Source organism: Pseudomonas sp. P1_F7 (assembly GCF_056405655.1).
The window spans coordinates 278637-301714 of the sequence record NZ_JBFUBR010000013.1 but is presented as its reverse complement, the minus strand read 5'-3'; the positions used below and the strand labels follow the sequence as shown (position 1 = coordinate 301714).

Sequence of the window (23078 nt, the reverse complement as noted above, 5' to 3'; positions counted from 1 at the left end):
CCGACCTTTGCTTATCGAGTCCCGTCGTCGCGCTTATCTGGCCGCCATGCAGGTGGTCAACTGGCTGCCGCGCACCGAATTGCCCTTTGCCGCGCCGTCGCGGCCCGAGCTGCTGGACATGCCAGAGCCGGTTGTGGTCGCGCCTGTCGTGCCCGCTGTTGTGGCTGAGACCCCCGTGGCGCCTGTGGTCAAACCGGCCGAGCGGGTGAAGATCGAGGTGCCACGGCCATCGCTGGCGAGCACGCGCACCGGAGCCAAACCGGTGGAAGAGGCCGAAGAGGCGCCCGTGGTGGTCAAGGCGCCGATCGTGCCGCCGCCGCGTTTCGCCCTGCAATTGCTGCGGGCCGGGCGTTGCCTGCTGCTGGTGGAGTTACCCACAGGTGAATCCTTCCAGACTCGCGATCCTGCTTACCTGCTGCTCAAAGACATGCTGCGCGCCGCCGGTCTGCCGGACAGCCCGCAGATCGTCGGTGAGCCGGTGCGTTGGCCGCTGCTGGTGCGCGGGACAATGGATCAGGGCCCGGAAGCGGCCCGTGACTTTGTGCAAGGTTTTCTCTCGGTGCGCATGGAAGAAACGCCCTGTGCCTGCTTGTGGCTGATCGGCCTGCCCGCCGTGCGGTTTGCCGGCGAAGCGGATGCCGAGGCGTTCAATCGCGAGTTGCAGATCGAAGGCCTGGGCTCGGCCTGGGCAGTGCCGGGCCTGGAATTATTAATGGAAGAGCCACAGCGTAAGGCTGATGTGTGGCAAGCCATGCGTCGGCTGATGGCGCGCTGGAAAGAATCGAATGAGTGACGCTGTATCGTTTCGCCCGATGACCGAGGTGGACCTGGAAGCCGTACTGAAAATCGAATACGCGGCCTACAGCCATCCCTGGACCCGCGGGATTTTCCTCGATGGGCTGGGTAAGTATCAGATCTGGCTGATGTTCGAAGGCCAGCAGCAGGTGGGCCACGGTGTGGTGCAGATCATCCTCGATGAGGCGCATCTGCTGAACATTACGGTCAAGCCGGAAAGCCAGGGCCGTGGCCTGGGGCTGACATTGCTTGAGCATTTGATGTCGATTGCCTACAAGGCCGACGCTCGGGAGTGTTTCCTGGAAGTTCGCGACAGCAACACCGCGGCGTTCAAGCTGTATGAGCGATATGGTTTCAACGAGATCGGCCGGCGTCGGGATTACTACCCGGCGGTGGGCGGGCGCGAAGATGCGGTGGTCATGGCCTGTACTTTGGTGGATTGAGCTTGTAGGAGCTGCCGAAGGCTGCGATCTTTTCAAGGATCAAAGGATCGCAGCCTTCGGCAGCTCCTACGGATGTCCGTAGAGCTCAACGTTTTTTGTCGAGAGGATCGCTCCGAGCCAGTTCAGCCTCATCCAGACCATTACCACCGCCAATATCGTCCTCATCGACGATGCTCAGGTCCCAATCTGCACGGCTATCATTGCCAGCCTCATGGGCGTCCCGGGCGCCGTCTTCACGGATCAGGGTTTCCGGGCTCAGGTCGTCGTCGGTAGGTTGATGGTCACCGGTCGAGGCACCGGTCAGGCCCGCCTCACGTCCGCGCTGGCGCGGCGTCAGTTGCTCGCGCTCCCTTTCCGGCAATTCGTCACCGATTTTGGCGTTGGGCTCTTCTTCATCGAAATCCAGCTCATGCACCGAGCCCATACGGTCTTCGTCGTCATCGATGGGTTCCGGTTGCACCGCATCGTACGGACGTCGTGAATCATTCATGGCAATTCCTCATACTGTAGGCCTTACTACGGTTGACCCTCGTGGCTACCGAGAATTCCACCGGCATGGAGCCCCGTGTTCCGGATCAGGAGAGCATCTGCATTTCGCGCGTGACCCCGACGGACGGTTGTCAGTCAAAGCTGCGCATCATTCTTGAGGCTTCAAAGCATGAACGAATTACAAGATCTGATTGATAACAACGAGCGTTGGGCCGCTGCGATCAAGGAGGAAGATCCTGACTTCTTCGCCAAGCTGGCTCGCCAACAGACCCCGGAGTTCCTGTGGATCGGTTGTTCCGACGCCCGGGTGCCGGCCAACGAAATCGTCGGCATGCTGCCGGGCGATCTGTTCGTACACCGTAATGTGGCCAACGTGGTGCTGCACACCGACCTCAACTGCCTGTCGGTGATTCAGTACGCGGTCGATGTGCTCAAGGTCAAACACATACTCGTCACCGGCCACTATGGTTGCGGCGGCGTGCGCGCCTCTATGCAGGATCGTCAGTTCGGCCTGATCGACGGCTGGCTGCGCTCGATTCGCGACTTGTATTACGAAAAGCGCGAAGAACTCGCCAAACTGGCCACCGAAGAAGAACGGGTCGACCGCCTCTGTGAACTCAACGTGATCCAGCAAGTGGCCAACGTCGGTCACACCAGCATTGTGCAAAACGCCTGGCACCGTGGGCAGAGCCTGTCGGTCCACGGCTGCATCTACGGCATCAAGGACGGTCGCTGGAAGAGCCTGAATGCCACCATTAGCGGTTTCGAGCAACTGCCGCCGCAGTACCGCCTGCGTCCGTTCGAACCCCTGTAAAACCCTTCAATACAGACTTTGCCGACGCCACTGTTGCAAAAACAGCTGGCCGTCGGCGTTTGGCGCTTCATCGTAGCCGGTGATCCAGCCCCGGCAGTTGTACGAACCGCAGTGGCAGGCGAACTGGCGCAGCAGCTTGTCTTCCGTGGCGGCGTAATCCATCGACAGCCAGTCGCCTTTCTGAATGTCTTTCAGCGCCCATAACCACAACTCGCTCAAGTCGAGAAACACGTTCGGGTCGCAAGAGTGGCGCAGCAGCCCGCAGAAACGCGGGTCATAGACATGAACATCTCGGGTCAGTTGTCGGGTATGTCGGCAGCGATAGGGCAGCAAATGCCCCGATACCCGGCAGATTCGGCTGAAGCGGGGAAACTCGCGCAGCGCTGCTACGGCCATCGGTGTGCCTTTGTCGTTCGAGAGAATCTCGAAATCGGCCAGGGATGGAAATCCGAGGTGAAGGGGCAACTCCACAAAAGGGTAAACACCCTGCGGCGGCGGTGCGAGAGACTTGCGCAGTGCATTGGCTTTCATAACGATCCTTGTCGGCTGGGTGCTGCGACTTCCATCGGCTGACGATCCTGTCAGCGCCGCAGCACATGGGGTACGGCCCAAGCCTCTCGCAGATATCGCGGGCGGTCTACTGTCATAACTGACAGTCGGCTGCCAGCAATCGGTTTATAGCGGTGGAGCGGGCAGAGCAGTGCCTGGCGCCGGCGCCTTGAGCTGTTTGAGCTGCAACTGGATCGCTGCAGTCGAGCATTTGGCCGCCGCCTGTCCGGGCGTCAGGTTGCGAATCGAGGTGTAGAACAGCTCGCAGGTTTTTTCTTTCTCGGCCACTTGCCAGGTTTGCGTGCAGGTTTTCAGCTCGACATCGGCATTGCTGTCCGGTTGGCGGCCCATGACGGCCTGCCAGCACGCGGCACTCAAATCCTGGCCCATGACTTTCAGGCCCGCGGCATCGGCCTTGGCCTTGGCATCGTTGCCGGAATAGTTCGCCGGGTCGGCGGCGTACCAGATGTAGCTCGGGTGGTTGGAACCCAGCACCCGCACTTTCGCTCCGTCACTCGGGCTGATCGTCGCCAGGCCCAGCACGTTCACGGTCGCCCCGTATTGCTGCTTGATCCAGTTACGTACCGGTGCACCGAAGGCGACCATCGGCAATGCTTCACCGCTGGCATGCAGGCTGACGTTCCTGACCATGGTGGTCTGGTAGTCGTTGAAGTAGCTGTAGACGCCTTCCAGGTCCTTGCCAGCGTTGGACGGAGCGGCGATAGGGGCGATATCGACAATGGTCTGAAAACCTGGTGTCTGCTCGGCCGGGATGCCATTGGCGGTGAGCAGCGTGGCCCATCGATCCGTGGTGGCGGACTTCAGGTAATCCTGGGCCTGAGTCAACGAATAGTCGGGCGGGAAGTGCAGCAGCTCGACACTTTTGCGGTTTTCCAGGGCCATGCCCAGCGGCAGGAACAGGTACCAGCTATACGCCCACTTGCCGTCGGCATTCAGTTTGCTGGCGCCGTTATAGGCCAGGTCACCGGCATCGAGCAGCGCTGCCAAAGGTTTTTCATAGCCGTTGGGCACGCCGATGATTTCTGCGTGGAGCTGACCGTTATCGGTTTTGACCAGAACCTTCGCGTCACCGTAGCCATCGCGCTGCACGCTCTGGGTCAGGTAATGCTCGACGGTTTGCTCAAGCGTCCAGTTGCGAAAGCAGATCACGTTGCAGTTGTTGGGATAGGCGAAGAGGCGGGTAACGCGTTCGGTAGTGCCCAGTTTCAGGGCGACATCGGCGTGGGCGGTGGTGCTCAGGGTGAGGGCTGCGAGGGTGAGTGCCGCGAGTTTGAACATGCTCAGATCCTTTTCAGCGTATTAAGACCAGCAGTTACTGAAACAGACGGGGCGGAGCAAAAAGGGCCGATATCAATACCGGCCCTTTTTTATGGTTACGGCATTACCGGCGGCAAATATGCCAGCGTCGTCCCCAGTGCCCACAACAACACTAGCACCAACGGCGTGTGCACCAGCAATTGCACGAACGAGAAGCCAATCAGGTCCCGCGCCTTCAACCCCAGCACGCCCAGCAACGGCAGCATGTAGAACGGGTTGATCAGGTTCGGCAAGGCTTCGGCGGCGTTGTAGATCTGCACCGCCCAACCCAGGTGATAGTTCAGGTCATTGGCCACCTGCATCACGTACGGCGCTTCGATGATCCACTTGCCGCCGCCGGACGGAATGAAGAAGCCGAGGATTGCCGAGTACACGCCCATCAGCAGGGCATAGGTGTCGTGGGAGGCAATGCTGACGAAAAAGGTCGAGATGTGGTGCGCCAGGGTTTGTGCATCGGCGCCTTTGACCGTGGTCATCAGTGCGGCGATCGAGCCGTACAGCGGGAACTGGATCAACACGCCGGTGGTGGTCGGCACCGCGCGGGATACGGCGTCGAGGAAGCTGCGCGGACGCCAGTGCAGCAGGGCACCGACCATGATGAACAGGAAGTTGTAGGTGTTCAGCCCGGAAATTGCGCTGATCGCCGGTTTGGTCGAGAACTCATGGAACAGCCATCCGGCGGCCAGCAGCACCAGCAGAATGATCAACAACGGGCTGTATTCCAGCCACTCGCCGGGGCGGGTGCGTGGTTGCAGCGGCGGCAGGTTGAAGCTTGGGTCGATCCCGCAGGCGTTGGCGTCTCGCGCGGAGTTCGGGCCAGGGGCGGTGGCGTAGGCAACGATCAGTGAAACGATGATCAGGGCCAACAACATCACACCGGATTGCCAGAGAAAGATCGTCTGGGTGAAAGGGATCACCCCGGTGATCGACAGGATCGACGGCGGTAGGCTGGCCGGGTTGGCCTGCAATTGCGCTGCGGACGATGACAGGCCCAGGGCCCAGACCGCACCTAGACCCAGGTAGACAGCGGCGCCGGCGGCGCGGTAGTCCATCTTCAGATCGGTTCGGCGCGCCAGAGCACGCACCAGCAAACCGCCGAACACCAGCGACAGGCCCCAGTTCAGCAGCGACGCAACCATGGAAATCAGCGCCACCCAGGCCACGGCAGAGCGGCCGTTTTTCGGGATTTTCGCCAGACGGTCGATCAGTTTCACCGCCGGCGGCGAACTGGCGACCACATAACCGCCGATCACCACAAAGGCCATCTGCATGGTGAAGGGGATCAGGCTCCAGAAGCCATCACCAAAGGCCATGGCTGCGTCGGTGGGTTTGGCTCCCATCGCCATGGTGGCCAGGGCCACGATAATCACCGCCAGGGCAGCAAACACCCAGGAGTCGGGGAACCAGCGTTCGGCAAAACTTGAGCAGCGCAGGGCAAAGCGGGCGGAGCGGCTATCTTCGATATCAGCGGCCACGGGGTTACCTCGGGTTTTTTATGTTTGTTGTGGTCTTCGGGGCAGTGACCGCCCGTCTGGACAGACGCCAACATTAATTCAAGCCGAGGATTTTTGCGGGGCTGTTTTGTGGCTATGGGACTTTGGTCTAACGGGTTGTCCGCCGGTGCATTTGCGTAGACCATGGGCGCCTTGGTTTTTGCCTGTGCCAGAGTTCTTTACATGACTGCCAACACCGATTCGCGCCCGGCGCCGTTCAGCCGCTCGGACTACAAGACCCTCGGGCTCGCCGCCCTCGGCGGGGCGCTGGAAATCTACGACTTCATCATTTTCGTGTTTTTCGCCCTGACCCTCAGTCAGTTGTTCTTCCCGCCGGAAATGCCCGAGTGGCTGCGCCTGCTGCAAAGTTTCGGGATCTTCGTCACCGGTTACCTGGCGCGACCGCTGGGCGGCATTCTGATGGCGCACTTCGCCGACCGTCTGGGGCGCAAGAAAGTCTTCAGCCTGAGCATCCTGATGATGGCGTTGCCCTGCCTGCTGATCGGGATCATGCCGACGTATGCGCAAATCGGCTATTTCGCACCATTGCTGCTGTTGGCCCTGCGCATCCTCCAGGGCGCGGCGGTGGGCGGCGAAGTGCCGAGTGCCTGGGTATTCGTCGCCGAGCATGCGCCCATCGCCCATCGCGGTTATGCCCTGGGGTTCCTGCAGGCTGGACTGACCTTCGGCTATCTGATCGGTGCATTGACCGCGACCTTTCTGGCTCAGGCATTCACCCCGGCGGAAATCCTCGATTACGCCTGGCGTTACCCGTTCCTGCTGGGTGGCGTGTTTGGGGTGATTGGCGTGTGGCTGCGTCGCTGGCTCAGTGAAACCCCGGTGTTCATGGCCATGCAGGCGCAGCGCGAGGCGGCCGGCGAACTGCCGCTGCGCACAGTCTTGCGTGAGCATCGGCTGGCCATTTTGCCGGCGATGATCCTCACCTGTGTGCTGACTTCGGCGGTGGTGGTGTTCGTGGTCATCACCCCGACCATGATGCAGAAAACCTTTGGCATGACCGCCAGCCATACCTTTGCCTTGAGCGCACTGGGCATCGTGTTCTTGAACATCGGCTGCGTACTCGCCGGGCTGCTGGTCGACCGCATCGGTGCCTGGCGCACGGTGATGCTCTATAGCCTGCTGCTGCCGCTGGGCATCGGCGCGCTGTATGCCTGCCTGATCATGGGCGGCGACTGGATCGGCCTGGCCTACGCCGTGGCAGGGCTGTCCTGCGGGGTGGTCGGCGCGGTGCCATCGGTGATGGTCAGCCTGTTCCCGGCGCGGATTCGCGTCTCGGGCATCTCGTTCACCTACAACATTGCCTACGCCGCATGGGCGAGCATCACACCGCTGTTGTTGATCGGTCTGATGCCGTGGAGCCCATGGATCTGCGTGATGTTCAGTGCGGTGATGGGTGCGGTGGGCGTGGGCAGCGCGGCGTACTTCGGTACACGAATGCCGAGAATCGCAGCCTGTTCTGCCGCTGGCGCGCATTGAGTATGCGTGTCGTAACTATTTTTACAGGACAAGCCTGAAGCACGCTTAAGAAAATGTTTCCAAGGCCGATGGTTAGGCTGCATATCGCTTTCTACCCCTGTCCATCGGTGCTTTCCCATGTTCAATAAACGCTTGAAGCAGGAGCTGTCGGCTCTTCGTGAAGAACTTTCCAGCCTCCAGCAAGTGAAGGAAAGTCTGGAAAGCGAGATGCTGGTACTGACCCTCGACAGCGATGGAAGGGTTCAGTCGGTCAACCAGAACTTCCTTGGCGAGATGCACTACAAGAGTGCTGACCTGATCGGCCGACACATCGACGGCTTCGTCCCGGATCACGTGAAGTTCGACGAATTCCAGCAGCGTTTCAAGAACGCGCTGACCCGTGGCGAGCACTTCGCCGGCGCAGTGCGCCTGTTGCGCGGTACGGGCCAGGAAGCCTGGTTGCGTTCGATCCTGCAACCGGTACGCTCGGCCGATGGGCGGATCAAGTATTTTTCGATCTTCTCCAGCGACCTGACCCGGACCATCGAGGCCTCCCGCGAGCACGAGAACCTGATCGGTGCGCTGGTGCGCTCCACAGCGGTGATCGAGTTCGACCTCAATGGCAACGTGCTGACCGCCAACGACCGCTTTCTCCGCGGCATGGGTTACAGCCTGGCGCAGATCAAGGGTAAACATCACCGCACCTTCTGCCTGCCGGAGGAGTACAACAGTGCCGAGTACCAGAATTTCTGGCGTCGCCTGAACGCGGGCGAGTACGTGGCCGACCGTTTCAAGCGTGTCGACAGCCACGGTCGTACGGTCTGGCTGGAGGCGTCCTACAACCCGGTGGCCGATGCCAACAACAAGCTCTACAAGGTGGTGAAGTTCGCCACGGTGATTACCGATCAGGTCAATCAGGAACAAGCCGTCACCGAGGCCGCCAACATTGCCTACAGCACCTCGCAGCAAACCGACCAAAGTGCCCAGCGCGGAAACGCCGTGGTGACCCAGGCCGTGGACGTGATGCGTGACTTGGCCAAGCATATGCAAACCGCCGGCGATGGCATCGAGGCCTTGAACGAGCAATCGCTGGTGATCGGTACCATCGTCAAAACCATCAGCGGCATTGCCGAGCAGACCAACTTGCTGGCGCTCAACGCGGCCATTGAAGCGGCGCGTGCGGGCGAGCAGGGTCGGGGTTTCGCCGTGGTGGCGGATGAAGTCCGGCAACTGGCGTCGCGCACCAGTCAGGCCACCGACGAAATCGTCCTCGTAGTGCGGCAGAACCAGGACATGGCGCGCAACGCCGTGGCGCTGATGACCGATGGCAAGCTCCAGGCCGAACAAGGCTTGGCCCTGGCGGCGGAAGCGGGCATGGTGATTGTCGAGATCCAGGACGGCGCACAGAAAGTGGTCAATGCGGTGGGGCAGTTTGCCAATCAGTTGGTGAATTGAGTCCAGCGTTTTGTCCGAAGCATGAAAAGATCGCCATTGGCGATCTTTTCATTTCAGCGTGTTTTATCCCGTTACAATCGGCTCTTTTCCCCTCAGGAGCAGACTTCCATGAGCGTTTCCCACCGCCGTCCGGTTCCCTTGTCCAAGGCCTATCGTCTGCTCAATCATGGCCCGACCGTGCTGGTCAGCGCAGCCCACGGTGGCCAGCGCAATATCATGGCGGCAGCCTGGGCCATGCCGCTGGACTTCGAACCGCCGAAAATTGCCGTGGTGCTGGACAAGTCCACCTGGACTCGCCAGTTGCTGGAAGCCTCGGGCACTTTTGTGCTGAACGTTCCTTGCGCCGCCCAGGCCGACATTGTGCAAACCGTTGGTTCGACCTCTGGCCTGGAATTGACCCAAGGCCAGGGCCGCGACAAGTTCGAGACCTACGACTTGCAGACCTTCACCGGCCAGTCGGTTGATGCGCCGATGCTCGAAGGCTGTGTGGCCTGGCTGGAATGCCGCCTGTTGCCGGAGCCGAACAACCACCAGCAATACGATCTGTTCCTGGCCGAAGTGATTGCCGCTCAGGCTGACGAGCGCGTGTTCAGCGAAGGGCGCTGGCACTTCGAAGGGCAAGATGCCATGCGCACCTTGCACCACGTCGCGGGCGGGCACTTCTTGACCATTGGTGACCCGGTGGACGGCAAGACCTTGCAGCCGTAAGGTTTCGACTATTCAAGTTGTAAGCACATTCACCAGGAGGCCAGGCGATGAGAAAACTGCGTGTAGGGATAATCTTTGGCGGGCGCTCGGCAGAGCACGAAGTGTCGCTGCAGTCGGCGAAAAACATCGTCGATGCGCTGGATCGTTCACGCTTCGAACCGGTGCTGATCGGCATCGACAAACAAGGCCACTGGCACCTCAACGACCCTTCGAACTTTTTGCTGAACCAGGAAAACCCGGCGCTGATCGCCCTCAATCAGTCCAATCGCGAACTGGCTGTGGTGCCGGGTAAAGCCAGCCAGCAACTGGTGGAAACCTCCAGCCAGGAAATGCTCGGTCATGTCGATGTGATCTTCCCGATTGTCCACGGCACCCTCGGCGAGGATGGTTGCCTGCAAGGCTTGCTGCGCATGGCTGATCTGCCGTTTGTCGGCTCCGATGTGCTCGGCTCGGCCGTGTGCATGGACAAGGACATCAGCAAGCGCCTGCTGCGCGATGCCGGCCTGGCCGTGACGCCGTTCGTGACATTGACCCGCGCCACGGCGGCGCGCACCGGGTTTGCCGAGATGCGGTGCAAGTTGGGTTTACCGCTGTTCGTCAAACCGGCGAATCAGGGTTCTTCCGTGGGCGTGAGCAAGGTCACCGACGAGGCTGAGTACAGCGCAGCGGTCGAGCTGGCCTTGAGTTTCGATACCAAGGTGTTGATCGAATCTGCTGTCAGCGGCCGCGAGATTGAATGCGCAGTGCTCGGCAACGAAGACGCCATCGCCAGTGGCTGCGGCGAGATCGTGGTGCGCAGCGGGTTCTATTCCTACGACAGCAAATACATCGACGACACGGCTGCTGAAGTGGTGGTGCCGGCCAATATCAGCGTCGAGGCCAGCGAGCGCATTCGCGCCCTGGCCGTCGAAGCGTTCCAGGTACTGGGCTGCTCCGGCCTGGCCCGTGTCGACGTGTTCCTGACCGACAGCGGCGAAGTGCTGATCAACGAAATCAACTCGCTGCCCGGCTTCACCCGCATCAGCATGTACCCGAAACTGTGGCAGGCCACCGGCATGACCTACAGCGAACTGGTGACGCGACTGATCGAGCTGGCGCTGGAAAAGCACCAGGTTCGGCAGGGGTTGAAAATCAGTCGATAGCGACTTGCTCATATACAAAGGGCCTACCCACCGGTAAGCCCTTTCTCATCCCCGCGTACGACTCAATCCCCCAACGCTTGCCCTTCACGCCGCGGATCGGCACCGCCTGTCAGCGACGCTTTGCCTTGGGCGTCCTTGACCAGAACAATCGCCTGGGTGCCGCTGGTCATGTCGATCTCGCTCACGCTGTGCCCTTTGTCTTTCAGCGCCTGAATCAGCGTCGGGCTGAACTGTCCGAGCTCCAGTTCGGTCGGGCCGTTGCGGCTGCCGAAGTTGGGCAGGTTGATGGCTGCTTGGGCATCGAGGTTCCAGTCGAGCAGGCCGATGGTGGATTTGGCCACGTATTCGATGATTTGCGAGCCGCCGGGGGAACCGACGGTAGCAAGGAATTCGCCGCTCTGGCGGTCGAAGATCAGGGTCGGGGCCATGGAGGAGCGCGGGCGTTTGCCGGGTTCGATGCGGTTGGCGACTTTTTGCCCGTTTTCTTCGGGGATGAACGAGAAGTCGGTCATCTCGTTGTTGAGCATGAAACCCTGAACCATGATGTGCGAGCCGAACGCCGACTCGATGGTGGTGGTCATCGATACGGCGCCGCCTACATCATCGACGGCCACCACTTGCGAGGTGGAAATCCGCAGCGGCGAACGGTCCGGCGCATAGGCCACCTGAATGCCCGGCGGTGTGCCGGGTTTGGCCGTGCCCATGCTGCGTTCGCCGATCAGGGCGGCGCGACTGGCGAGGTAGGTCGGGTCGACCAGGCCTTTAACCGGCACGGGTACAAAGTCGGTATCGGCGACGTACTGAGCGCGGTCGGCGTAGGCCAGGCGTTCGGCTTCAGAGATCAGGTGCACCGCTTGCGGGTCGGGTTCGATACCGGCCGGGGCCGTGGTCTTGACCGGTTTCAGCGGCGCCAGCGCCAGGCGCTTGTCGCGAGCCTCGAGGGCTTGCAGCGTGCCGAGGATCTGCGCCACGGCGATCCCGCCCGACGACGGCGGCGGCATGCCGCAGACTTGCCAGCGTTTGTAGTCGGTGCACAGCGGCGCGCGCTCCTTGGCCTGGTAGTTGGCGAGATCAGTCAGGGACAGGCTGCCGGGGTTGGCGTGACCCTGCACCTTGGCCGCGATTTCCTCGGCGACCGGGCCTTTGTACAGGGCATCCGGGCCTTCATGGGCGATGCGTTTGAACACGGCGGCCAGTGCCGGATTCTTCAAGTTTGTGCCGACGGCTTTTGGGCTGCCATCGGCATTACGCAAGTAAGCCATCATTTCCGGCGAGCGTGTCATGGACGAGTCCGCGGCGATCAACTGGTGCAGGCGTGGCGAAATGGCGAAGCCTTGCTCGGCGAGCTGGATGGCCGGCTCAAACAGCTGCGCCCAGGGCAGGCGTCCATGTTTTTGATGGGCAAGTTCCAGGGCGCGCAGTACGCCGGGCGTGCCCACCGAGCGACCGCCGATTTGCGCCTGGGTGAACCCCATCGGTTGTCCGTTGGCTTGCAGGAAAAGCTTCTCGGTGGCGCCGGCCGGGGCGGTTTCACGTCCGTCGTAGGTGCGCACGGCTTTGCCATCCCAGAGCACGATCAATGCGCCGCCACCGATGCCCGAAGACTGTGGTTCGACCAGCGTCAACACCGCTTGCATCGCAATCGCGGCATCGATGGCCGAGCCGCCCCGGCGCAGCATTTCCCGTCCGGCTTCGGCCGCCAGCGGGTTGGCCGCCGCGGCCATGTATTTTTCGGCGTGTTGGGTGCGCAGGTCGGTGCGAAAACCGGAAGCGCTTTCCGGTGCGAGCGGCAGTGTCGGCACCGAAGCGTTGTTGCACGCGGTAAGGGTCAAGGCACTGGCGAGCAGAACCAGGGCTGGCAGGCGATAGCGGCGCAAAGGGAAGGTTGAGAACACGTGGGGTACTCCGTCCGTTGGATCTACGATCAATGGACTTTATCGGCCGACCGGGAGGGAAGCAAACCGGGTCCTGCGGCTCCGATGTTTTTGTCCTTCATCAATGGCAGGATTTTCTGTAGGGTCGTTGCCAACAAACAGGCCAGAAGATCAACAAGAGGCAGACATGCAAACCGAGTTCCCCACCCAGCCCAGCTATCGCACCCAGCGTGAACAGTTCCTGGCCGCAGCGACCACGGCAGGCGCAACGCTGACGGAGTATCCACACCCGCTCAAAGGACCGTTCGGCGAGCCCCTGAGTACCGATGTGGCGGTGCTGGGTGATCCGGGCGCCAAGCGGCTGCTGATCGCGTTGAGCGGCACTCACGGGGTCGAAGGCTTCTATGGCTCGGGCTGCCAGATCAAATGGCTGCAGGAGTTGGGCAAGCGCTCCCTGCCAGCGGATGTCGCCGTGGTCATGATCCATGCCATCAACCCTTGGGGCATGGCGTGGTTGCGCCGGGTCAACGAAGACAACATCGACCTGAACCGCAATCACCTGGATTTCCAGCGACCGCTGCCAGACAACCAGGCCTACAACGCCCTGCATGAAATCTATGCCTGCTCGCAGTTGCACGGTCCGCAGCGTGATCGTGCGGATGCTTTGCTCGACGAGCAGATTCGCCTGCACGGCTGGTCGGCGGTGATGTCGATTGTCGAGGGTGGTCAGCATGCTCATCCCGACGGCCTGTTTTTCGGCGGGCTGGCGCCGAGCTGGTCGAACTGCACGCTGCACAAGATCGTGCAAAAGCACGTGGCCCATGCCGAGGTCGCCATGTGTTTCGACTTGCACACGGGCGCTGGCGAGTACGGTCATCCGATGTTGCTGACGATTACCGAGTCCGCCTATCCGGCGCTGGCGGATGCGCAGGCGATTTACGGCCCGTGGCTCTACAGCCTGCAAACCGGCGCCGACACTGTCAGCGAAACCGGCGTGGCGGCAACGGCCACCGGCTACACCTCGCAGGCATTGATCGATGCGCTGCCGCAGGTACGGTTGATGCCGTTTGTCATCGAGTGCGGGACGTATCCGGGGCCGGACGTTCACCGGCATCTGCGCGATGATCACTGGCTGCATCTGCACGGCAACCCGAATGACGCAACAGGGCGCGAGATCAAGCTGAATCTGCTCGAGCAGTTCTATCCAGCCGACACTGATTGGCAGGCGATGGTCTGGTTGCGCACCTGGCAGATCTGGGAGCGGGCGTTGTCGGCATTGCCGACGGTTCGCGTCTGATCAAGACGCGCATGCGGTGCAGGATTTCCCTGTCACCGCAGCGCATTTTCTCGAGGCATAAAAAAACGGCCTACCTTGCGGTAAGCCGTTTTTAGTACTTGGTGGCTACACAGGGACTTGAACCCCGGACCCCAGCATTATGAATGCTATGCTCTAACCAACTGAGCTATGTAGCCAAGTGGCGCGCATTATTCACCGGTAACGGGGATGCGTCAAGCATAAATCTAAAATATTTCTCTGCGCTTTCAACCGTTTATCAAAATCTATCCTCTGAGCAGTGGCGAAGGGCCGCGTTGGAACCAGCGGCTGGCCTGTTCGTACGCGTGCGCCAGTTGCAGGACAGCGAAGTCGGCCTGGTGTCTGCCGATGATCTGCAGGCCCATGGGCAGGCCGCTGGCGTTGAAGCCGACCTGTACGTTGGCCACCGGGCAGCCGGACAAGGTGCCGGGAATCACCACCTCCATCCAGCGGTGATAAGTGTCCATGGTCACGCCTTCGATGGAGGCGGGCCACGGTTGGGTTTTATCGAACGGGAACACCTGGGCGCTGGGCAGCAGCAGGTAGTCGTATTTTTCGAACAGCCTGGAGATCGCCCGATACCAGTCGCTGCGCGTCACCGAGGCGGCGAACACGTCGGTAGCCGAGAGTTTCAGGCCGTTCTCCACTTCCCAGCAGGCTTCCGGTTTCAACAGCCCACGTTTTTGCGGGTCGGCATAAGTCGCACCCAACGAGCCGGCGATCATCCAGTGGCGCAATGTCCGCCAACTGCTCCACAGCTTCTCTGGCGCGAATTCGGATTGGACGGGTTCAATGTGGCAACCCAGGCTTTCGAAGTCGGCAAAGGCCTTTTCGCACAGCGAGAGGATGCCTTGCTCCATCGGCAGGTAGCCGTTGAAGTCGCCGAGCCAGCCCAGACGCGTGCCTTTGAAGTCTCGATCCAGCGGTGCCGCAAAAGCGCTGCCGGGCTCGGCAATGGACAGTGGCGCCCGCGCATCGGCCCCGGCCTGCACCGACAACAGCAACGCTGCATCGCGCACGCTGCGGGCCATGGGGCCTTCGTAGCCGAGTTGGTCGATAAACAGGTCGGCACTGTCATCGAAGGGCACACGGCCCTGGGACGGACGGAAACCGAAGATGTTGTTGAAGGCCGCCGGGTTGCGCAGCGAGCCCATCATGTCGCTGCCATCAGCCACCGGTACCAGGTGCATGGCCAGTGCCGCCGCCGCGCCGCCGCTGCTGCCGCCGGCGGTCTTGCTCGGGTCGTAGGCGCAACCGGTGGCGCCGAACAGCGGGTTGTAGCTCTGCGAGCCGAGGCCGAATTCCGGGGTGTTGCTCTTGCCGATGATGATTGCGCCGGCGGCCTTGATCCGCTCGACCATGATGCCGTCGCGCTCGGGGATGAAGTCCTTGTACAGCGGCGAACCCAGGGTGGTGCGGATGCCGCGGGTCAGGGACAAGTCCTTGATGGCGTGGGGCAGGCCGTGCATCCAGCCACGGTATTGGCCTTTCGCCAGTTCGGCGTCGCGGATATCGGCCTGGGCCAGCAGGTCTTCTGGCGCTTGCAGGCTCACCAGCGCATTGACCCGCGGGTTGAAGCGTTCGATGTGGGCAAGATAAGTCTGCATCACTTCCCGGCAGGAAACCTGGCGCAGGCGGATGCGTTCGGCGAGCTCATGGGCCTGTAGCAGGACCAGTTCGCTGATGTTGTTAGAGTTCATTGCAAGCGGCCTTTCAGACGGCTGGAAAAACGCCCCGCCAATGCGTCGGGGCGGTAGAGATCAACGCATCAGGTTGGTCCAGAGACGGTCGGCCAGACGGATCGCGCCTTCGCCGCAGGTCTTGCTGAACACCACCTGGGTGCCTTCGGGAATGTGCAGTTCCGGGGCGTCTTTCAGGCCCGCGTCGAGGAACGGCTCCACACCCTTGATCGGGCTCTGGTGCTTGAGGAAGTTCTGGGTCATCGCCGCGTTTTCAGGCTGGCTGAGGAACGCGATGAAGGCCTTGGCGTTCGCCGGGTTCTTGCTGCCGGTCGGGATGACCATGTTGTCGACCCAGGCCAGCACACCTTCTTTCGGGTACAGGTATTTCAGGCTCGGTTTCATCTCCCGGGCGCGCATCGACGAGCCGCCCCAGAAGGTCGACATGTCGATTTCACCCGAGGCGAGGTTTTCGCGGATCGAGCCGGCCTTGGAGCTGTAGGTCTTGACGAAGGGTTTCTGCGCCTTGAGCAGGGTCAGGACCTGCTGCATCTGCTTCGGGTCTTCGCTGCACAGCGGAATGTTCAGGTACAGGCTGGCCATGTCCACCACGTCGCTGACCGAGTCGAACATGTTGATCCGTCCTTGCAGTTCGGCCGGCGGCTCGTAAAGCGCCTTGAGGCTGTCGGTGGGGCCCTTGTAGCGCTCGGTGTTGAGCACCACGCTGGTGGTGCCCCAGATGAACGGCACCGAGTAAGCACCTTCCGGGTCCCAGGTGGGTTTTTTCAGGTTGTCGACGACGCTGGCGTAGTAGGGCTCGTTGACCGGGTCGAAACGCTCCAGCAGTTTTTCCTTGATCAGGATCGGCACGAACTGGTGCGAGGGGATCGCCACGTCATAACCGGCACCGCCCTGTTTCAATTTGGCCAGCAGGGTTTCGTTGGAATCGTAGGAATCGACTGTGACTTCGATGCCGGTCTGCTTCTGGAATTTGGCGAGAATCTCCGGCGAAAAGTAACCGCTCCAGCTCACCACGTTGAGTTTTTCCGCGGCCTGAACGCTGCCGACCATGGTCAGCGGTAAAGTCAGGAACAACGAAGTGCCGATGCTTGCAATCAACTTGCTCATGCTATTTCCCCACAGTACGTAGAAGGTTCAGGTTTTCTTTTTGCCCAGCAAATAAGAGAGCGTGACGAACAGCACCGAGACGCCCAGGATCAGGGTCGAGACGGCGTTGACGTCCGGTGTCACGCCCATGCGCAACAGGCCGAAGATGAAGATCGGCAAGGTCGTGGTGCCGGCCTGGGAGACCATCATCGAGATCACGAAGTTATCCAGCGACACGATGAAGGCCAGCATCAGCCCGGAGAAAATCCCCGGCATCAGCAGCGGCAGGGTGACCTTGCGGAAGGTCCGCCATGGGCCGGCATAGAGGTCGGCCGAGGCTTGTTCCAGGGATAGGTCCATGTCGTTCAGGCGTGCCCGTATCGGCAGAAAGGCGAACGGGATACAGAACACTGTGTGCGCGATGATCAGGTTGCCGTAGCCCAGGGACAGGCCGATGGTGGAAAACAGCGCGAGGGTGGCGACGCCGACCACGATTTCCGGCAGCACCAGAGGCAACATGATCGCGCCCATGGACAGTTGCAGGCCCTTGAACTTCGCACCCCGTGAGGTGCCGAGGGCGGCGAGGGTGGCGATGGCCGTGGCGACCATGCTGGCGCACACCGCGATCAACAGGCTGTTGCCGGCCGCCTGGCGCAGGGCCTGGTTGGCGAAGGCCGCGCGGTACCAGTCGAGGCTGAAACCGGTCCACACCGTGGCCGACTGGTTGGCATTGAACGAGAACACCACCAGCACCACGATTGGCGCGTAGAGGTACAGGTAGAACAGGAAACTGAAGCCGCCGAAGCCGGGGAAGTCCTGCACGCCCAGCGTATTGCGTTTGAACAGGCCGATCATCACGCACCTCCTTTGACGATGCGCTGGCGTTCTGCACGCAAGGCATAAACCGTCAGTACCAACATCACCGCCGCCATCAACACCAGCGACAGGGCCGCGCCGAATGGCCAGTTACGTGCATCGCTGAACTGCCGGAAGATCAGGTTGCCGAGCATCATCCGGGTGCCGCCGCCGAGCAGTTCCGGGGCGATCATTGCGCCCAGGCAAGGCACGAAGGTGAGGATGGCGCCGGCGAGAATTCCTGGTTTGGCGATCGGTAACACGACCTTGCGCAAGGTTCGAACGCGTCCGGCGTAGAGGTCCTGAGCGGCCTCGAGCAGGCGGATGTCCATTTTTTCCAGGGTGGCGTAGATCGGCAGTACGACGAAGGGCGCGTAGGTATAAACCAGTCCCAGCAGTACCGCACCGTCGGTGTAGAGCAGTTGCAGCGGCTGGTCGATGACCCCGAGGCCCATCAGGCTGTTGTTGATCACCCCGGTGTTACGCAGCAGCAGAATCCACGCATAGGTGCGGATCAACAGGTTGGCCCAGAACGGCACAGTGATCAGGAAAATCAGCAAGCCGCGACGATGAGCCGGTTGCATGGCCAGCCACACCGCCACCGGAAAACCGATCAGCAAAGTGATGAGGGTGGTCAGCCCGGCGATGCCGATGGAGCGCAGGGCGATGATCAGGTAGGAGTCGGCGAAGGCCAGGCTGTCGTCCAGTTGGCGCTCGAACAGCAGCGAGGTGTAGGCGTCACTGCTGAATACCTTGTTCACCCCGCCGTAGGGGTTGGCCTCCATCAGCGAGTAACCGATGACGATCAGGATCGGCACGATCAGGAACAGGCTGACGGCGATCAGCGCCGGGCTGACCCCGAGAAAGCTCTGGAAGGCCCGCCGACGTTCCAGCGTGTTGGCAATCGGTAAAGCGTGCATGGCAATTCCTCGTGCTCAATCGTGCAGGACGCTGGCGCTGCCCTGGTCGAACAACAGACCGGCCTGGCTGCCGACGGCGAAGCGTTTGCTCTGGTCGACGCAGTTGGGGGTGCGCACGGTGAGGCGCGAACCGTCGCTCAGGCTGACCTGGTATTGCAGGTCGGTGCCGAGGTAGATCTGCGCCTCGATCCGGCACGGCAGAGCGGTCTCAGTGCTGGCTGGCACCAGATGCAAACGCTCGGGGCGCACGGACAATGCGACGTTGGCACCGACTCGCACATCGCTGCACGGCTGCGCAGGCAGCGGATGACCGGCCGGGCCGGCGAACCAGGCCAGGCCGTCTTCGACGCGGGTGACCGTGCCTTCGATGAAGTTGGTTTCCCCGATGAAGTCCGCCACGAAGCGATTGCGCGGGCGTTCGTAGATGTCTTCCGGGCGACCGACCTGCTGCACTTCGCCTTCGGACAACACGGCGATGCGGTCGGACATGGTCAGGGCTTCTTCCTGGTCGTGGGTGACAAAGATGAAGGTGATGCCGGTGCGGGCCTGAATGGTTTTCAGCTCTTCGCGCATGGCCTGGCGCAGCTTGAGGTCCAGCGCCGAGAGCGGTTCGTCGAGCAACAACACTTTCGGGTGTGGCGCCAATGCACGAGCGAGGGCGACGCGCTGTTGCTGACCGCCGGACAGTTGCGCCGGCTTGCGGTTGGCAAAGCGCTCCATCTGCACCAGGGCGAGCATCTCGCGCACCCGTTCGGCCATTTGCGTTTTGTTCAGGACTTTGCCCATCGGGTGGGACTCAAGACCGAAGGCCAGGTTCTCGGCAATGGTCATGTGCGGGAACAACGCGTAATGCTGGAACACCGTGTTGACCGGGCGCTGGAAGGGCGGGCGGTCGGCGATGTTTTCGCCGTAGAGCAGAATCTCGCCTTCGGTAGGGAATTCGAACCCGGCGATCATCCGCAGTAGGGTGGTTTTGCCGCAGCCCGAAGGGCCAAGAAGCGTGAAGAATTCGTTGTCGCGAATGTCCAGGTCGATGCTTTTGAGCGCCACCGGGCCAGTCTTTGGATCACCGTAGACTTTGCGCACTGAGCGGATGGACACCGCCAGCGTTTGCAGCGAATGCAGGGCATTCATGCGTTACCTCCGATTCCCCCATCGCCTGCGCACGTGCTGAAAACAGCTGTGTCGTCGGGCCATGGATATTATTTTTCTGGGCAGGATCGAGATTGCGTTCGGGTGTTGTAACCAGCTGTTTTTTTGTTCTGCTGTGGATCGATTATCAGCGAGGGGTTGCGGGGGCGAAACTTCAATTTTAACATAGGGGCTGTTAAAAAATTTAACAGCAGAAGGCGCCCGGAAACCATGCCTGACCACCGTTTGCCGCCGCTCAACGCGGTGCGTGCCTTTGATGCCGCGGCCCGGTTGGGCAGCTATGTCGAAGCCTCCAAAGCCCTGCACGTGACCCAGCCGGCCATCGGCCGTCACGTGAAGTTGCTGGAAGACTGGCTGGGCATCCAACTGTTCGAGCGCACCTCTCGCGGGGTCAACCTGACGACGGCGGGGGAGAAGTATCACCGCAAGATCACCGCCGCCTTGCAGCAGATCATCGAGGCCGGAAAAGAGGCGCAGCCCAAGCACGCCGAACGCTGGCTGCGCATCATGGTGGTACCGGGGTTCGCCAAGCGCTGGCTGATGCCGCGCATCGAGGCCATGCGTCATCTGCGCCCGGGCTTGAAGTTCGCCATCGAACCCAATTCGACCTTCACCGAAGTGGATGGCAAAAGCGCTGACCTGGGCATCGTCTACGGGGTGGACGGCCAATATGCCCACTCGCGCACCAGCCTGATTTGTCCTCGGGTGTTTCCGATCTGCTCCCCCGATTATCTGGCCAGCGTCGAGCCCATCGACAGCCCCGCTGACCTGGTGAGGCACAACCTGATCCACGTCGATGACGGCGAGTGGTGGAACCTGTGGTTCGCCGCCAACGACCTCGACATCCACCTCAATTCGGACATGCTCTACGTCAACAATGACCACGCGTTGTCGGTGGCCGAGAGCGGGCAGGGCATTGCGCTGGCCAACGAAGTGCTGGTGCGCGAAGAGCTCCATAGCGGCAAGCTGGTGCGGGTGGTGGACGCGCAGGTGAAGCTGGAAAGCTACCGGGTGCTGACGCCGTCCGCCGAGCTCTCGGCGGACGTGGTGTGGTTTATCGACTGGCTCAAGACCGAGCTGGAGCAGGACTTCCCGGAAGCGGTGATCCGCGCCTGAGAAGTCCTGGCGGACTCAACTCAAGCGGAAGCGCCCGGTGTTGTCGCTGAGGGCCTTGCTGCCGTGGCTCAGGGTGTCCGCTGCCTGGTTCACCGCGCGGGCGCCTTCGAGCAAGCGCACCGCCGCTTGATCGACCTGCTGGATATTGCCGCTGACCTCGTCGGCGGTACTGGCCTGTTCCTCCACCGCCGTGGCGATTTGCGCCAGGGTATCGGTGACGCTCTGCACCGCGCTGGCGATTTCCCCGAGCCGTTCACCGAGGCCGGTGACCGCTTGTGCATCGGACTCTGCCTGACTGCACGCGGCTTGCATCAGGCTGACGGCCTCATTCACCGTGCTGCGCAGGCTGTCGACCGTGCCGGCAATCTGTGCGGTCGACGATTGTGTGCGTTGCGACAGGCTGCGCACTTCATCGGCCACTACCGCGAAGCCACGCCCTTGCTCGCCCGCCCGAGCCGCCTCGATGGCGGCGTTGAGTGCCAACAGGTTGGTCTGCTCGGCGACGCCGCGAATGGTGTCGACCACCAGCTGGATCTGCTGCCCCTGCTCGCTGACCCGGCCCAGCGCCGCAGCAGTGTCGTTCAGGCGTTGATTGAGTTGCTGGATGCTCGCGGTGGTGCGCTGGCTGTCACGGCTGCTGTCGGCGGCAATGCGTCGGGTGTGCTGGGCGCTGCCGGACGCCTGTTCGCAACTGTGGGCCACCCCTTGGGAGGTCGCGGCCAATTGCGTCGCCGCAGCGGCAATCTGGCTGATTTGCAACTGCTGGGCTTCGACTTCGCCCAAGGCGTCGCTGGAATGATGGTTGAGGGTTTGCACCGCATTGCTCAGTTGCAGGGTTTCGTGATCCACCCCTTGCAGGCTGGTGCGCAGTTGCACCACGGCGACGTTCAGCGCGGTGCTGATGGCCGCCAGTTCATCCCGACCCTGAACCGGTACTTGCAGGCTCAGATTGCCATCGCGCAAGGCCTCGGCCAGCACCGTGATGCCGCTGGCGCTGCGGCGGATCGAGGTCTGTAAACAGATGAACAGATACAGCGCGGCCAGCAACAGGCAACCCAACACGGCGGCCACCACAATGAACTGGCGGATCGCCGAGCCGTGGTAGTAATCCAGGCGTTGATCCAGCGACACCAGCGACTGCTGGCGCAACGAGGCGAGGTTGGAGAGCAGGGCATCGAGACTGCGCTCGAAGTCATCCGGCTTGAGGTTGATGCTGCCGCCGAACACGCCGTCATCCAGCACCTTCAGGCCTGCATCGAGGCGCTTGAGGCTGTCGTGGTATTGCCCGGCCCAGGTTTGCAGGGCGCTGGGCAAGCGCGCTTCGAGCAGGCCAGCTGTTTTCACAAGCTGCTCTCGCGCATCACCGATGCGGCTGCGCAAGTCGCGCAGTTGAAGACGGCTTTGCAGGGTGAACTGCCCAGACACCACCGAGGCCTGACCCACCGCCGCCAGACGACCGACCCGTTCGATCAGGTCCGGCGCGTGCTGGGTGGAAATCTGCGTCAGCAAATAAGTCTCCAGCCACGGCGCGAGCGTCAGGCGATTGTCCATGGCGATCTGCTCGCGCAAAGCTTGCAGGGCGCTCAAGGCGTTGGTGAAGCGATCGTAGCCATCGGGCCACCAGCCAACACTGCTCAGGCTTTTTGAGTCGAGGCCATCGAGGGCGGTTTGCAGGGCCTGATAACGCGACAGCGTTTCACCTTCGGCAGCTTCTTTTTGCAGGGCATTGCCCAACTCGGCAGTGGCCTGGTTCACGGCGGGCTGAACCGCATCGAAGGCGGCCATCGCGGCGAGGGTGGCCGGCGTTGGCTGGCGATTGGTTTCCGTGGCGCGCCACCGGGCGGCGCGATCACGCTGGGCGGCGAGCAGGTCATCCAGCGCATCGAGCGCAAGCAGTTGCCGCACTCCGGCGCGTTCGCCGGAGATCAGGTTGAGTTTGTCGCGATAGTCCTGGCCAATCATCCACAGGCTGCCGGCCAGCGGCAGGATAAACAGCAAAAACAACAGCTGGAATTTGCGTGCAAAACCAAAACGCCCCAGCAGCCCGATCCCCGGTGATAAAAAAGCCTGCATGCCCCATGACTCCTCTGGACACCACGCACCATTGGCGTGCGTCGGAGGTTGTTGCACCGCCGACTCGTGCCCTCTAAAAAGGCCTCGAAAGTTCACCCTTGTCCGCTCTGTAGGCCGACTCTGTAGCGAAACTTCCCATTGTCGGTCTCCTTTGTAAGGAAGCCGTGTTCAAGCAGACAAGGAAGGCAAGATTCAGACCATGGCTTTGCGCCATCAACCTTGCCGCGATGAAAATCGAGGTCGTTAGCAGGCTAAGGGGATGGCGTTGCTGCACTGAAAAATGGC

At 61.5% G+C, this 23078-nt stretch carries 20 protein-coding genes, 1 tRNA gene and 1 pseudogene; 10 read left to right on the top strand and 12 right to left on the bottom strand.

The annotated features are described in order from the left end of the window. Positions 1–46 precede the first annotated feature (46 nt). Both AC1D1M_RS20895 and rimI read left to right on the top strand, forming a co-directional pair. Complete coding sequence (locus AC1D1M_RS20895) at positions 47–793, top strand: energy transducer TonB (RefSeq protein WP_477777078.1); 747 nt, start codon at positions 47–49, stop codon at positions 791–793. Further along, a complete protein-coding gene (rimI, locus tag AC1D1M_RS20890) occupies positions 786–1238 on the top strand; it encodes a ribosomal protein S18-alanine N-acetyltransferase (RefSeq protein WP_477777068.1) in 453 nt (150 codons plus the stop codon). Before AC1D1M_RS20895 ends, rimI begins: the two co-directional genes overlap by 8 nt. Positions 1239–1323: 85 nt before the next feature. Here the strand turns inward: rimI and AC1D1M_RS20885 are convergent, their stop codons facing one another. Then, on the bottom strand, positions 1324–1728 hold the full coding sequence (locus AC1D1M_RS20885; RefSeq protein ID WP_477777067.1) for a serine kinase/phosphatase: 405 nt from the start codon (positions 1726–1728) through the stop codon (positions 1324–1326). Positions 1729–1896: 168 nt separating this feature from the next. On the opposite strand from AC1D1M_RS20885, the gene can reads away from it, so the two are divergent. Then, positions 1897–2541 carry a carbonate dehydratase gene (gene can / locus AC1D1M_RS20880; RefSeq protein WP_477777066.1) on the top strand — a complete coding sequence of 215 codons (645 nt, stop codon included), beginning with the start codon at positions 1897–1899 and terminating at the stop codon, positions 2539–2541. A 6-nt stretch (positions 2542–2547) separates the two neighbouring features. Here the strand turns inward: can and AC1D1M_RS20875 are convergent, their stop codons facing one another. The 3 genes from AC1D1M_RS20875 to AC1D1M_RS20865 all read right to left on the bottom strand — a co-directional run bounded on the left by AC1D1M_RS20875 (position 2548) and on the right by AC1D1M_RS20865 (position 5903). Then, the gene (locus AC1D1M_RS20875; RefSeq protein WP_477777065.1) at positions 2548–3072 is read right to left on the bottom strand and encodes an SET domain-containing protein-lysine N-methyltransferase; all 525 of its coding nucleotides are present in this window, start codon (positions 3070–3072) and stop codon (positions 2548–2550) included. Between the two features lie 144 nt (positions 3073–3216). Further along, positions 3217–4389: a hypothetical protein gene (locus AC1D1M_RS20870; protein WP_477777064.1), complete on the bottom strand. Its 1173-nt coding sequence runs from the start codon at positions 4387–4389 to the stop codon at positions 3217–3219. A gap of 95 nt (positions 4390–4484) precedes the next feature. Further along, the gene (locus tag AC1D1M_RS20865; protein WP_477777063.1) at positions 4485–5903 is read right to left on the bottom strand and encodes a short-chain fatty acid transporter; all 1419 of its coding nucleotides are present in this window, start codon (positions 5901–5903) and stop codon (positions 4485–4487) included. A gap of 201 nt (positions 5904–6104) precedes the next feature. On the opposite strand from AC1D1M_RS20865, the gene AC1D1M_RS20860 reads away from it, so the two are divergent. The 5 genes and pseudogenes from AC1D1M_RS20860 to ddlA all read left to right on the top strand — a co-directional run bounded on the left by AC1D1M_RS20860 (position 6105) and on the right by ddlA (position 10702). Beyond that, the gene (locus AC1D1M_RS20860; protein ID WP_477777062.1) at positions 6105–7418 is read left to right on the top strand and encodes an MFS transporter; all 1314 of its coding nucleotides are present in this window, start codon (positions 6105–6107) and stop codon (positions 7416–7418) included. A gap of 117 nt (positions 7419–7535) precedes the next feature. After that, positions 7536–8264: pseudogene (locus AC1D1M_RS20855) on the top strand (PAS domain-containing protein); the annotation flags it as partial. Continuing rightward, complete coding sequence (locus AC1D1M_RS20850; RefSeq protein ID WP_477777077.1) at positions 8244–8852, top strand: methyl-accepting chemotaxis protein; 609 nt, start codon at positions 8244–8246, stop codon at positions 8850–8852. The pseudogene AC1D1M_RS20855 and the gene AC1D1M_RS20850, both read left to right, overlap by 21 nt. Positions 8853–8960: 108 nt before the next feature. Further along, a complete protein-coding gene (locus AC1D1M_RS20845; protein ID WP_477777061.1) occupies positions 8961–9560 on the top strand; it encodes a flavin reductase family protein in 600 nt (199 codons plus the stop codon). 47 nt (positions 9561–9607) lie between these two features. Then, positions 9608–10702: a D-alanine--D-alanine ligase gene (gene ddlA / locus AC1D1M_RS20840; protein WP_477777060.1), complete on the top strand. Its 1095-nt coding sequence runs from the start codon at positions 9608–9610 to the stop codon at positions 10700–10702. A 62-nt stretch (positions 10703–10764) separates the two neighbouring features. Here the strand turns inward: ddlA and ggt are convergent, their stop codons facing one another. After that, a complete protein-coding gene (gene ggt / locus AC1D1M_RS20835) occupies positions 10765–12597 on the bottom strand; it encodes a gamma-glutamyltransferase (RefSeq protein ID WP_477777059.1) in 1833 nt (610 codons plus the stop codon). Between the two features lie 166 nt (positions 12598–12763). Here ggt and AC1D1M_RS20830 point away from each other — a divergent pair, with 166 nt between their 5' ends. Continuing rightward, entirely contained in the window at positions 12764–13873 is a 1110-nt protein-coding gene (locus AC1D1M_RS20830) for a DUF2817 domain-containing protein (RefSeq protein ID WP_477777058.1), read from the top strand. Positions 13874–13972: 99 nt separating this feature from the next. Here AC1D1M_RS20830 and AC1D1M_RS20825 read toward each other — a convergent pair. From AC1D1M_RS20825 to AC1D1M_RS20800, 6 genes are all read right to left on the bottom strand, one after another. Then, positions 13973–14049, bottom strand: a tRNA-Met gene (locus AC1D1M_RS20825). An 87-nt stretch (positions 14050–14136) separates the two neighbouring features. After that, positions 14137–15591 carry an amidase gene (locus AC1D1M_RS20820; protein WP_477777057.1) on the bottom strand — a complete coding sequence of 485 codons (1455 nt, stop codon included), beginning with the start codon at positions 15589–15591 and terminating at the stop codon, positions 14137–14139. Positions 15592–15651: 60 nt separating this feature from the next. Continuing rightward, positions 15652–16698 carry an ABC transporter substrate-binding protein gene (locus AC1D1M_RS20815; protein ID WP_477777056.1) on the bottom strand — a complete coding sequence of 349 codons (1047 nt, stop codon included), beginning with the start codon at positions 16696–16698 and terminating at the stop codon, positions 15652–15654. Positions 16699–16725: 27 nt separating this feature from the next. Further along, entirely contained in the window at positions 16726–17532 is an 807-nt protein-coding gene (locus tag AC1D1M_RS20810) for an ABC transporter permease (protein ID WP_178120847.1), read from the bottom strand. After that, positions 17532–18452: an ABC transporter permease gene (locus tag AC1D1M_RS20805; RefSeq protein ID WP_477777055.1), complete on the bottom strand. Its 921-nt coding sequence runs from the start codon at positions 18450–18452 to the stop codon at positions 17532–17534. The genes AC1D1M_RS20810 and AC1D1M_RS20805 overlap by 1 nt, the downstream gene beginning before the upstream one ends. A gap of 15 nt (positions 18453–18467) precedes the next feature. Then, complete coding sequence (locus tag AC1D1M_RS20800; protein WP_477777054.1) at positions 18468–19586, bottom strand: ABC transporter ATP-binding protein; 1119 nt, start codon at positions 19584–19586, stop codon at positions 18468–18470. Positions 19587–19814: 228 nt separating this feature from the next. On the opposite strand from AC1D1M_RS20800, the gene AC1D1M_RS20795 reads away from it, so the two are divergent. Next, a complete protein-coding gene (locus tag AC1D1M_RS20795) occupies positions 19815–20720 on the top strand; it encodes a LysR substrate-binding domain-containing protein (protein WP_477777053.1) in 906 nt (301 codons plus the stop codon). A 15-nt stretch (positions 20721–20735) separates the two neighbouring features. On the opposite strand, the gene AC1D1M_RS20790 is transcribed toward AC1D1M_RS20795, so the two are convergent. Continuing rightward, complete coding sequence (locus tag AC1D1M_RS20790; RefSeq protein WP_477777052.1) at positions 20736–22793, bottom strand: methyl-accepting chemotaxis protein; 2058 nt, start codon at positions 22791–22793, stop codon at positions 20736–20738. Between the last annotated feature and the right edge of the window lie 285 nt (positions 22794–23078).